The 2,333-nt window shown below is 66.3% G+C and carries 2 protein-coding genes; both read left to right on the top strand.

The window, feature by feature from the left end; all coding sequences use genetic code 11:
- Positions 1-1,028, top strand: a 1,028-nt coding sequence (locus tag ACFWF3_RS32705) for an AraC family transcriptional regulator (protein WP_379317730.1), incomplete at its 5' end; no start/stop codon positions are given.
- Between the two features lie 103 nt (positions 1,029-1,131).
- Entirely contained in the window at positions 1,132-2,280 is a 1,149-nt protein-coding gene (locus ACFWF3_RS32710; protein WP_379317732.1) for an acyl-CoA dehydrogenase family protein, read from the top strand.
- Positions 2,281-2,333 lie beyond the last annotated feature (53 nt).

Raw genomic sequence — 2,333 nt, forward strand, 5'->3', positions numbered from 1 at the left:
CGTGGGACTTCCCCCGGGGTGTTGCCAGCGTCGCCGTGATGCACCGGTTCGCCGTCGAACACGGAGCCGACGCCACGTCGATCCTCGCCGGTACGGGTCTGTCCGTCGCCGACCTCGACTCCGCCGACCGCCAGATCGATGCCCGCACGGAATTGCTGGTGGTTCGCAATCTGCTGCGCGAACTCGGAACCCGGCCAGCGCTCGGCATCGAGCTGGGGCGCAGTTACCGCATCAGCGCCTTCGGTATCTACGGCTACGCCTGGATCACCAGTTCCACCCTCGGCGAGGCGATCTCCTTGGCGCTGAGCTACTTCCAGTTGAGCTTCGCGTTCTGCACACCGGTCGTGGAGTTCCACGACCAGCAGATGGTTGCCCGGATCCGACACGATCGGATCCCGGATGACGTCCAGCAGTTCCTCGTCGAACGCGACACCTTCGCGATGCATCGGGTGCTCGACGACCTGCTCGGCCGACCGGTGGATATCCACCAGGCGCGGTTCGCGTTCCCGGAACCCGGCTATGGCGACGACATCGCCGCGATCCTGGGCGTCGACCCCCGATACGGGCAGGCCGAAACCAGTATCACGATCACCGCCGAAATCCTGAATCAGCCACTGCCGCAGGCGAATCAGGCCACGCTGGCGCTGTGCCTGGCGCAATGCCGTGAACTGATCGACCGCCGGACCACCCGCACCGGGATAGCGGCCGAGGTTCGCGACCATCTGCTGGCAGGCACCGGTACCGCGGGAATCGCGATTCCGCCGTCGCTGGACGCGGTCGCCCACGACCTCGGCACCACCGGCCGCACGCTACGACGGCATCTCGCCACCGACGGCACCAGCTACCGCGTCCTGCTCGACGAGGCGCGGCGCGGTCTGGCCGAGGACATGCTGACCGCCACCGCGCTCTCGGTCGAGGAGATCGCCGTGCGGCTCGGCTACACCGAGGCGGCCCCCTTCATCCGCGCCTTCAAGCGCTGGACGGCCACCACTCCGGCCGCCTACCGGCGCACCCGGGGTCGCCGCTGATCACGGCGACCCCGACCGCCGAGCATTCCCTATTGACGCCATGCCAATATATCTGACAATCTGTTTCCGCAGATTGAGGCAGATTGCGTCCTGGGAGGCACGGATGACCGCACAAGCGGGCTGGGTAGACGATGAGATCGAAGCCGTTCGCGAACTCGCGACGAAGTTCTTCGAGAAAGAGGTGCTTCCTGGCGCCGAGCGGTACAAACAGCAGGGTCACCCCGACCGTGACCTCTACCTCAAAGCAGGCAAGCTCGGGTTGCTGGCCCCGTCTGTTCCCGAAGAGTACGGCGGCGGAGGCGGCACCTTCGCCCACGAGGCGGCGATCATCGAGGCCCAGTCGAAGGCAGGCGACACCTCCATGGGCCTCGCGATCCACTCCGGGATCATCGCGCCCTACCTCGTCGAGTTCGCCTCCGAAGAGCTCAAGGCGCGCCTGCTGCCCAAGGTGGTCAGCGGCGAGTGCCTGCTCTCGATCGCGATGACCGAACCGGGAACGGGATCGGACCTGCAGAACATTCAGACCAGGGCGGTGCGCGACGGCGACGAGTACGTCATCACCGGTTCGAAGATGTTCATCAGCAACGGCGCGCTCTGCGACGCGGTCATCATCGCCGCCAAGACCGACCCCGACAAGGGCGCCGCCGGGGTGTCGCTCATCGTCGCGGAGGTCGGTGACGACACCCCCGGCTTCACCCGCGGGCGGACCCTGTCCAAGATCGGCGGCACCGGCCAGGACACCGCCGAGCTGTTCTTCGACGGCCTGCGGGTGCCGGTCGGCAACCTGCTCGGCGAGGCCGAGGGCCAGGGCTTCTATCAGATGATGAAGCTGCTCCAGCAGGAGCGACTCGTCTGCGCGGTGATGGCCGTGGCGTCGATGGAGGCCGCGGTCGCGATGACCATCGCCTACACCAAGGATCGGCAAGCGTTCGGAAAATCGCTGCTCGGCTTCCAGAACACCAAGTTCGAGCTCGCCGAGTGCGCCACCATCGCCAGAATCGGTCGCGTCTTCCTCGATGACTGCCTCACCGACCACCTGGCAGGCGAGCTCGACGTGGCAACGGCGTCGATGGCCAAGTACTGGCTCACCGATCAGTTGAGCGTGGTCGCCGACCGCTGCCTGCAGTTGTTCGGCGGATACGGGTTCATGACCGAGTACCCGATCTCGGAGATCTTCACCAGTGCGCGGGTGCTTCGTATTCTCGCGGGAACGAACGAGATCATGAAGGAACTGATCGCCCGTTCGCTGTAGCCCGTTCCAGCACAGAACCCCCGCCGCCCGGGATTACCGGGCGGCGGGGTGGG

It is taken from the genome of Nocardia sp. NPDC060220 (genome assembly GCF_042727815.1).
Taxonomy (GTDB): Bacteria; Actinomycetota; Actinomycetes; order Mycobacteriales; family Mycobacteriaceae; genus Nocardia.